General features: G+C 53.3%; 6 protein-coding genes and 2 pseudogenes. 5 read left to right on the forward strand and 3 right to left on the reverse strand.

The features are described 5' to 3' along the window. Positions 1-233, reverse strand: a 233-nt coding sequence (locus BM252_RS29535) for a transposase (RefSeq protein WP_139236820.1), incomplete at its 3' end; no start/stop codon positions are given. A gap of 99 nt (positions 234-332) precedes the next feature. Here BM252_RS29535 and BM252_RS29540 point away from each other — a divergent pair. Continuing rightward, positions 333-1,040: pseudogene (locus BM252_RS29540) on the forward strand (TnsD family Tn7-like transposition protein); the annotation flags it as partial. 19 nt (positions 1,041-1,059) lie between these two features. On the opposite strand, the gene BM252_RS30720 reads toward BM252_RS29540, so the two are convergent. Then, positions 1,060-1,983, reverse strand: a complete 924-nt coding sequence (locus tag BM252_RS30720; protein ID WP_139236821.1) for a TniQ family protein — start codon at positions 1,981-1,983, stop codon at positions 1,060-1,062. Positions 1,984-2,177: 194 nt separating this feature from the next. Between BM252_RS30720 and BM252_RS29545 the strand changes: the two genes are divergently transcribed. The 4 genes from BM252_RS29545 (at position 2,178) to BM252_RS29560 (ending at position 7,983) form a co-directional block, all read left to right on the forward strand. Beyond that, positions 2,178-3,416: an RES family NAD+ phosphorylase gene (locus BM252_RS29545; protein WP_093391347.1), complete on the forward strand. Its 1,239-nt coding sequence runs from the start codon at positions 2,178-2,180 to the stop codon at positions 3,414-3,416. Positions 3,417-4,521: 1,105 nt separating this feature from the next. Then, complete coding sequence (locus BM252_RS29550) at positions 4,522-5,697, forward strand: dsDNA nuclease domain-containing protein (protein WP_093391349.1); 1,176 nt, start codon at positions 4,522-4,524, stop codon at positions 5,695-5,697. Then, positions 5,694-6,194: a hypothetical protein gene (locus tag BM252_RS29555; protein ID WP_093391350.1), complete on the forward strand. Its 501-nt coding sequence runs from the start codon at positions 5,694-5,696 to the stop codon at positions 6,192-6,194. Before BM252_RS29550 ends, BM252_RS29555 begins: the two co-directional genes overlap by 4 nt. Further along, positions 6,169-7,983: a hypothetical protein gene (locus BM252_RS29560; RefSeq protein WP_139236822.1), complete on the forward strand. Its 1,815-nt coding sequence runs from the start codon at positions 6,169-6,171 to the stop codon at positions 7,981-7,983. Before BM252_RS29555 ends, BM252_RS29560 begins: the two co-directional genes overlap by 26 nt. A 310-nt stretch (positions 7,984-8,293) precedes the next feature. Here BM252_RS29560 and BM252_RS31340 read toward each other — a convergent pair. Continuing rightward, positions 8,294-8,620, reverse strand: a pseudogene (locus BM252_RS31340) (IS110 family transposase); the annotation flags it as partial.

The following is an 8,620-nucleotide window of genomic DNA, read 5'->3' on the forward strand; positions in this document are numbered from 1 at the left end:
GTGACTGCCATTAACCGGCCTAGTGCGTTGCCGTCGACCGGCGTCTCGGCACCGAAACGCTTGCGCCAACTGAACAGCTGATTGGTGTTGATCTTCAGTTCGCGGGCGATCAGCGAGACCGATGCGCCGGCGACCAGCGTGCGCGCTACGGCGGCACGCTTGAACTCATCGCTGTGTTGGCGATACGGGCCGCGTTTCGCCTTGGTTGTGATTGGTTGAATTATTGTGTCCATAAATAAATTTGTGGACACAATCAATTTGCGTCCCAAATTCAATCATGGGGACGTGCGGCGCTCAAGGGAAGACGGTGGTGAGCCGACGCTTACGGCCTAAGTGTATCTAGTAGAGCAAAAACAATTACTGATGATCTCAAGAGTGGTGTAGGCGCCGCGCTGAGGTTGGGGCTATGCCCCAAGGAAGTCGCAACCAAACATGGGATCTCGCTCGTCTCCGTATATCGAATACTTCGCATGGATGCGAGTCTGGAGCAGGAATTTGAGGCGAAAAGGTTGGAGCTAGCTTGCAAGCAATATCGAAATCGCTTCCTCATTTCTCATTCAGACAAGGCGAGTTACGCCTGGCTACGAAGGCATGATGCCGAATGGTTGGCGGAACAAGTTCGATTCGGACGAAAGATATCCACGACCCACGCCGGCGTAAATTGGGAATGCCGTGACAAGAATTTATCGCAACAGATCATCGAGAACGAAGCTGATCTTCACAGTCGACCAGGAAAGCCTGTGTACATCAGCGAGGCGCTATTGAAGCGATTAACAAAGATGTCCGATACGATCGACCAAAATATCGATAGATTGCCGCTGACCCACGCTGCGCTAAAAAAGTGCTCGGAATCGCCTGAAGGTAGCCAGCGGCGCAGATTGATTTGGGCCGGTCGTGAATTGGAGCAGCAATTGCATCATCGTCCACCGCGCTGGCAGTTGTTGCGCTTGGCTGGCGTTCGAATTCCTTATTTGCAGAATCAGGATTTGATTCAAACGCTAACATCAAGCTCTGTAGCCTTTCTAACAGTCGGTGTCTGATCAAGTCTGATTAACGGGCTTATCCGAGCAGGATGGGGTCATCGATGTTCTGTCGATGCCTGGCACGCCCTTGCAAAACGTGTGGATTGAGATTGGCGACCCAGGCATTGGGACACCTGCCTGACTGAATATAACGAGCCACCGCCGAAGCCACTTCGATCGTTGAATATTCTTGTTCCAGTTTTTCCGCTATTCCTACAGAGATCGGAGCACGCCAACGGTGTCTACCATGTTTCTTTTGAAATGCACTGTGATCGACATGCATCTCAAAAAAGCTGATCAACCTCGACGCTGGAGTTTTGTATGATCGTTGTTCGAAAACTCGATGTGCATTCATCGCGAATTCCACATCTGATTTTGCTGCACGGATGCCGGTCGTTTGTACTGATGGATACCAGCCGCAACCGCAATCAACCAGAGGAGCGGTTAAAAACTTTCCCGGCTGCCTAAATGACTTGGCACATCTTGGACATGTGCTAACAAATTTTGTGGCATGGCGCCAGCAGGCAGTTACGCCAGGCAGCTGGTGGATCCGGTGCACGTACGCCATGCCAATAGACGCATCATCTCGGTCCTCTGCAGCGCAGTCCAGGCAGATGTTGGTCTCAGCGAACTTTGGATCTGGGAAATCCCAGTCTGCGGCTGTTATGACCGGCAAAACCAACGCCACAAAGCAGTTCGCTTCCAGGATTTTTCCAAGAAGTATGCGCGACTGGCCAGGGAGTTGACGCACGAAGTATTTCAGACGAAATGGAGCTGGTCCTCTGAAATCCATTTGACTTGTGGGTACGCCAAACAGGACTTCAAATGAGACCTCGTCTTCACTATGAGCGGACAGAAGAAAATATCGGGAGATCAATGAATAGAAGGTTTCGTCGGGGAAGGATGCCGGGAAAAAGGGAAGCTGGCGGACTTTCGTAGGTAGAGAAAAAGAACTGCTCATTAAATTTGCGCTGTAAGCTTGCAGGTAATTGTCGCAATAAAGTGCGTCGGACGAATGAGGGCGAGAGTATAGATGGAACAGCGACGCGCAGATAGATGTCTGTCCGACGCATTCTATTTGTCGGGGGCGATTCGTCACCCGTCGCGAACCACTCGCGTCATCTGGACGCCAAGGCAGTTCTCCTGGAGGGGTAAATGGGCGGTTTATGCTGTGGCTGTACGCAGGACGAGTACCTGCGTGAGATCATCCGGGACGAGGGTTCGCCGGCCGCCTGTTGCGTCTGCGGACTCTCGGTGAACAATGCCGTTGATGCGGGCCAGATCGCCGAGATTATCGCCCCGATTATCCGGCACAACTTCGAGATCGCCGTCTCGCGCAACGGTCGAGATTATGGCGACCCGTTAGTCGACGTCATCGTGACCGTCATCGGCCGCCATTTGGACTGCCTAGAAGAAGTCGAGAACGCGCTTCTGGCCATGGACGAGCCGATAGTCCGTACCGGCGGGGATCCATTCTTCGGCCTCGACGAATCTTACGTCCGGTCTCGCGTGGATTCCCGGGCCATTATCTACAAGTGGAAGGCCGTCGAGAAGGAACTGAAGCATCAGCAGCGTTTCTTCAGCCAGACGGCGCAGGGTTACTTCAAGAGTATCTTCGCGCGCATTGACGAGTTCCGGGACGGATGGAGCCTGCCCGTCGTGCTCGTCTATCCCCCGGGTACCGAGCTTTTCCGTGCACGTACCCTCACGAACACCTCAACGCTCGACAGGATCTGCCACTCCGCTGCTACGGAACTCGGCCCTCCCCCGGGGGAGCTCGCGACGGGTGGCAGGATGAATGCCAGCGGGGTCTCGGTTTTCTACGGGGCATTCGACACCGACACTTGCTTCGCCGAGATGCGTCCTTCGCTCGCGAGCTTTGTGCTGATCGGGACCTTCAGAACGACCCAAACGCTCCGCGTGCTCGACTTCTCTGCGCTGGCCCAGGCCGGACCAGAAAAACAGCCGAGCTTCTTCGACCCGGAGTTCGCCCAGAAGCAGGAAGCCGACGAGGTATTGAGGATCATCCACGGACTAATCTCTCGCCCCGTGCAACCCGGGGCCGAGCCGTCCGAGTACATCATTACGCAATCAATTGCGGAATACCTCGCCTACGCCCAGAACCCGCCGCTCGACGGTGTGATCTTCGATTCTGTCCAGCGCGCGGGCGGGAAGAACATCGTACTGTTTTCCCAGTATGGTCGCGGCGAGCTGCTACAAGATGACTACTCTAAGTGCTTCCCCATCGCGTACGTGGATGGGAGCGTGCTGCTCTTCAAGACAAAGGAGATCAAGTATGATCCTGAAAAGATCGTGCTGACAGAAATCGGCGGCAAGTACCACGCGGACTACTACACAGAGTACCGCGACGACGATTTCCCTTACGATGTCTAGCCGCGCGACAAGCCATACGGCACCTGGCGCGCGAGCGGCCTGTTTGTGCCGTTATTAACTATCAGCAATCATCTGCGACCAGAAGCCTCGAAATGGTGGCAACACTCAGTAGTGTTGAAGGCTTGGGGCTAGTAACAGCAATGCACAAACGCCGAATAAAATAGTTGCTAGATAGGCAAATTCGGTGTCAAACTTTATTATCGCAAGAAATTCTGCTCCCGGTGATTTTGCCTGAGTAGTGTCAAACTTTATTTGTGAGCACCATATTTACGAACAGCCTAAGTCATTGATTTGTATAGCGGAACGGTGTCAAACTTTATTATTTCTCTACATGACTGTCGATAAATAAAAAAGTTTGACACAAACTAAAAATGTTTGACACTGAGTAAAAAAGTTTGACACAAGTGTATCGGGTGTAGATGGAAAATAGAAGCGTTACTTAGTGGGATTTAAAAGCGTTACCGGGCGGGCGTCTAATCCTGTCGAAACCCGCATGTAGCAAGGCGAGGAACGCTTTCATTTCCGGGTTTTTTTCGCAAATTTCTGATGGCCAATGTACCCTCTCTTCCTACAGCAATTTTTACTCAATTTCCCAATTTTTGACGATTCGGCGGACCATTTCCCCCCTTGGGGATGACTGGAATTTTATTCGTCGGGACGATTGAAAAAATGTAGGTAAATACCACTGTTTCTTTGAGGGCCGTATAGGTCAACATAGTTTGCGTCACATGCTATCCAGCAACATCATTCTTGGTGTATCGGCGCCACCGCCTATGCGAAATGGGCGCTGCTTCCGTCTATCCTAGTGTCGCGTCAATCACCTAGAACGCAACCACTTGTCCTTGGAGCCACGTGTATTTAGGTCGGTGAGATTTCGCGTATTTTTCAGGTTGGCAAGATGTTATGCTTCGTATGCACCGAACAAGTCTCACTAAGAGTTGCCGGCCATAGCTGCGATTACGATAACTCCTCGATGCAAAATATTCGCAACGCCGCTGCTCGCGCCGCGTCTGCGCTGCATGCAAATTGAATGAATCGAACCCCTCGTAAGCGAGCGCATGCGAATATGAAACAAAACATACAACTAAGATCGGATGGGTGCGCAATGGAAGTCGTAGAGATCATCCATGAGAAAGCGCCGCGCGAGGTTGTTGGTCGTAATACCCTCACGAGATTTCGGATGCAGTTCCAGGCAGCCGCTTACGCTGCTCTTGAGATTCTGAGCGGGAAAGAGGTCGACCGCGTCTACTGCGACTATCACGACGATTTTGTCGTTCGCAGAACTGTGGCCGGCGTGGTCGAATACCATTTCTTCCAAGTCAAGACCAAAGGCAAGGCAAATCAGCAATGGGATGTTGACGAAGTCTTCGCTCTCAAAAAAAGGGGGGCGCTCGACACGGCTGAAAAGTTAGAGGCAATCCGAAACAGCATCGCCGGCAAGCTCTTCCTGCACACCGTAGAGTTTGGTGATCAGTGCCGCGAGGTCACGGTTCTAAGCAATGTGCACTTCAAAGACGAGGTTCACGATGTCGTCGCAGACCTCTCTGCAGGCACCTCCAGTAAGAAATACACACGTCAATTAATTGAGAAGTTCGCGGACATTGTTGCGCCCGACACCCCGCTTTCAACTTTGCAAGTCGAAGCGGCTCGAAAGAAGCTATCTTTGCTGGCCAACGTTCAGCACATTGGCGACACGCTCGAGGCCTTTGGTATTGCCGCGCACAACGCCATCTGGAGGCATTCAGAGATTGAGCTGCATCAAGAGGAGGTCGAGCGCATCGCGAGAAGCTTAGTGACGCTTGTTGAGGAGAAGTCCTGCGCTCCAATTAACGGACTGTCCAAGGCTGACATCGACCTAGCAACGGGTGTTGGACTAGAGGACTTGCTTCAGGTGCTGAGCATCTCCACTCAGGTTTACCAGACACTGTCGCAGGGGGGAGACCCCGCAGCAGTCAAGGCTGCGTCCATCCTTCAGCGGAAGCTCAAGGAAGCTGACGCTACGGAATCCATGATCGAGGCAGCGTCGCGAGCAAAGGTCTCTTGGGATGTCTGGGTTAGAACTGCGAGGCACACATTCCCAGATTTGACCTTCAACATTTTGCTCGACGAAATCGACAAGTCCTGCAAAGCATGGCTCCTCGGCGGTGGCGTCTTAGCAGACCTCGAGAATTTCGTTCAAGGAGTTTTGGACTCTGTAATCGGTAAGAAATTTGCGTCGCTGGACACGGACTTGGTGTTTGGAGCCTTTTGTGCCGCAATCGTTCGGAGGGCTGCGCGATGAGCTCGACCGAGTTTTTTAACGACGCGAGGCGGCTCGGCCTCAAGTTGAACCTCTCTGGCGAAGGGCATTCGCCGGTACATACTCTCGACAACGAGGCTCTGTTTCAGTTGCCCCTCCTAGCCATGACCATCTTGGCAATATCGAAAGGCCGGTCAAAGCCTGGGCTACCCGAGATAGGTCAGTTAGTTGGCGAGTGTCTGGAGCGGACCGTCGCCGGTTTCAAGTGGTCTTCGCAGGACATTGGATGGTCCGGTAACCTGCGTATCAGAACAGTAAAGGCACTGACGTTCCTGGAGTCGACGGGACAAGTCTACATCGACACGGTGACGCGCGAAATATCTGCCACTGAGTTGGGCAAAAAAGTATACGCGGGTGCCGTTAAGGGAGATAGTCTGCTGGCCCTATCCATGAAAACCATCGAGATTAGCTACCAATACATCAGGGACGAAGATCGAGCTAGAGGAGATGTGAATGAGGTTGAAGTCACTGCAGATTGAACCGTTGGGAGATGGCGGTTGGGCAAGCCCGCTTCTAGAGTTTGGGCATAGAACAACGATGCTTTTCGCGCCGAACGGAAGCGGAAAATCGCCACTCATCCGTGCGCTCGCATCCGCAATGGGATTCCCCAACAACTTTCGGAACGACATACTCGAGAAGTGCAAGGAAGTTGTACTGCATGCCGAGTCGGAAGGTAAGGCGCTTATTATCCGCCGCACCATTGACGCGAAGAACCAGGAGTTCTATGCCACAATTGACTTCGATGGCGAACAGACCGAGCACCATTCAGAGGGTACCTTCTCTCTTTCTCTTTTCCAAACGCTTGGGCTGAAACCACCAAAGCTCATATCGACCAAGGGTGAAGAGGCCCAGCCTTATATCGCGACTTTGTTGCCGGTCTTTTACCTGATACAGGGCTTCGGATACTCGGCTGCCTATCGCGCACCCAGCTCGTTCATCACGGACCAGTTTGTAGAGATGGTGCGGTTCGCTTTCGGGTTGAACCCGAAACACTCGTACGAGGTCAAGAAGACCTTGATCGAAGAGAAGATCGCGCTCGAGGCCCAGACACGCAAGATCGTCGCTGCGCAGCGTGTGCTCGAGTATCAGAGCCGCGGCGTGGACGACAGCGACGCAAACCAAGCTGCGCTTCAGAGAATGACGGAAAATCTGACGCAGCAGCTCGATGGCCTTCGCGCATCCGTAGACTCGAAGGGGACTGCGAACTCGACGCTTATGGAGCTCCTACGTCAAAAGAACGGGCAAATCCGGTCTCGGCAGATGGAGCTGTTCGAATTGCGGAACCGTGTCGCTGGCATCGAGACCATCCGTGCGGAGATCGATGGCGAGATTAAGACACTCGGGCTGAATGAGGAGGCTCGTCGTGTCTTCACGTCGTTCCAGGAAATTTGCCGCGTGCCAAACTGCGGATTATTCATAGGCAGCACGGAATCTTACGGAAAGAATTTGCTGTATCTGAAGGACCAAATCAAGGACCTTGAGCGGAACAGCCAGCGCGCCGAAATTCGGGCTGAGCAGTTGGAGGAGCGGCTTGAGGAACTTGGCGCAGAGCGCCAGACGCTCGTTGATAACCTTGACTCGCCGAGTACTTCAGGCGTTGATCAACTTGTGACCGCTGTGCAGGCCTTGACCAAGCAGCTTGTCGGCGTACAGGGGGAGCTGGGCCGAATCTCAGGATTGAAGGAAGAGCGCTCGAAGCTGTTCAAGCTAGAGCGAGAACGCGACCGCATTCAGGATCGTATTGACGAGTTGACCAACACCGGTAGAGCCGACCATGACTTCAACAAGCTTCGGCTAAACCTACGTGAGCTTACTGTGAAGTGGATGCAGACTCTTGCGACGGAGAACGTGTCCACGAACGTCGACATTGACTTGAACCTCCGCTTTACGTTCGCGGGCGAAACGATTGAGACCATCGGCAGTGGGGGGAGCAGCAGCACGACGATCCGACTGGTCCTCGCAATACACGCGGCTCTGCTGGAGGCGTACTTGTCCGATAAGTCGCGTCCATTCCGATTCCTGATCCTCGATACCCCCAAACAGGAGGAGCTCCATACGGCTGACCTGGCTCGATATCTCACCGAGCTTGAGCAGATGTGTGAAGCAAACGATGCACAGATTCTCTTCTCGTCCACGGAGTACGACCATCCGACTGGGCCCAAGGACAGGCGTTGGCTTCCGAGTTATCGAGGACCGGACAAGCCGATGTTCCTTGGCAAGCGAAGCGATCTTCTTGCGGTTGATGAATTCACGCGGCCGGACAGTTGACCTCGACATATGACGACGAGAAGTGCACGCAAGATGCTCGCTTGTGCCGCGAAGAATTCATCTGCCCTTGCTTATTTAGCACTCTCGGCGGTTTGCTTCTTACGGCGTCTGACATTGTGCAGGGGAGTCAAAATTGTAAAGCTAAAGCCGCATCCCCAGCCTTCCAAACTTGAATTGATAATCACACGTAGTGTTGGTCTAGGCCATATCGTTACCGTGAAAGCCAAGTAGCGCGGGCACATGGATTTCCAGCCCGCGTTGCGGCGGGTTAGTAAATATCGCCAGGCCCGACCCCTCGTTGTGGCGACGTCTATGCACTGGTCGGCGCTGCCGCCTTATCTGGCCACTGGCCAATTGCCTTCAGCTGCTTGATCCAACGCGGCGCGTTCTTTTTCACACTCATGGCTTGGTAGTCGATCTGCGGGTCGTGATAGGCGACCTTGCGGGTCAGCAGCAGGAAGATCAACCGAATCATCTTGTGGGCGATCGCAATGATCGCTTTGTTGTGGGTTTTGCGCACCATCAGACTCTTGTATTTGGCGGCCAGCGAGCTTTTGGTCTTCCATGCAGAGTTGGCGCATTCGCACATGATGTAACGGATGACCGAACTGCCTTTCCCGATGCGCCCCTTTTTGCG

It is taken from the genome of Rugamonas rubra, from assembly GCF_900114705.1.
In the GTDB taxonomy this organism is placed as follows: domain Bacteria; phylum Pseudomonadota; class Gammaproteobacteria; order Burkholderiales; family Burkholderiaceae_D; genus Rugamonas; species Rugamonas rubra.

What these genes read in the sequence shown, in the direction of transcription:
- BM252_RS30720 (WP_139236821.1), bottom strand. Translation starts at nt 1,983, where the DNA reads ATGAGCAGTTCTTTTTCTCTACCTACGAAAGTCCGCCAGCTTCCCTTT.
- BM252_RS29545 (WP_093391347.1), top strand. Translation starts at nt 2,178, where the DNA reads ATGGGCGGTTTATGCTGTGGCTGTACGCAGGACGAGTACCTGCGTGAG.
- BM252_RS29550 (WP_093391349.1), top strand. Translation starts at nt 4,522, where the DNA reads ATGGAAGTCGTAGAGATCATCCATGAGAAAGCGCCGCGCGAGGTTGTT.
- BM252_RS29555 (WP_093391350.1), top strand. Translation starts at nt 5,694, where the DNA reads ATGAGCTCGACCGAGTTTTTTAACGACGCGAGGCGGCTCGGCCTCAAG.
- BM252_RS29560 (WP_139236822.1), top strand. Translation starts at nt 6,169, where the DNA reads ATGAGGTTGAAGTCACTGCAGATTGAACCGTTGGGAGATGGCGGTTGG.